This is a genomic window from Melaminivora alkalimesophila (genome assembly GCF_000282995.1).
GTDB lineage: Bacteria > Pseudomonadota > Gammaproteobacteria > Burkholderiales > Burkholderiaceae_C > Melaminivora > Melaminivora alkalimesophila.
This window is the reverse complement of sequence record NZ_ALEE01000656.1, coordinates 1-349: the sequence shown is the minus strand read 5'-3', so window position 1 is coordinate 349 and position 349 is coordinate 1. Positions and strand designations below refer to the sequence as shown.

Annotated in this window: 1 pseudogene; it reads left to right on the top strand. The window is 76.8% G+C overall.

Annotated elements, in window-relative coordinates:
• A pseudogene (locus A612_RS17425) lies at nucleotides 1-349 on the top strand (outer membrane protein assembly factor); the annotation flags it as partial.

Below are 349 nucleotides of genomic sequence, written 5' to 3'. Positions count from 1 at the left end.
GGCCGGACGCCGCCGAGCTGCTGGCGCGGCAGGAGCGCCTGGAGCGCAGCTTCGGCCTGCAGCCGCGCGCGCCCTTCACCCAGCGCGACTGGGACGATTCCAAGTCCCAGGCGCTGCGCCAGCTGCAGACCGACCGCTACGCGCTGGCGCGCGTGCAGCGCAGCCGCGCCGAGGTGGATGCCGACCGCGCCGAGGCGGCGCTGCAGGTGCAATACGCGCCCGGGCCGCTCGTCACCTTCGGCGCGGTGCAGGTGCGCGGCAGCGAACGCTACGATCCCGACGGCGCGCGCCGCCTGGCGCGCCTGCCCACCGGCGCGCCCTACAGCGAGCAGCAGCTGCTCGACGCGCA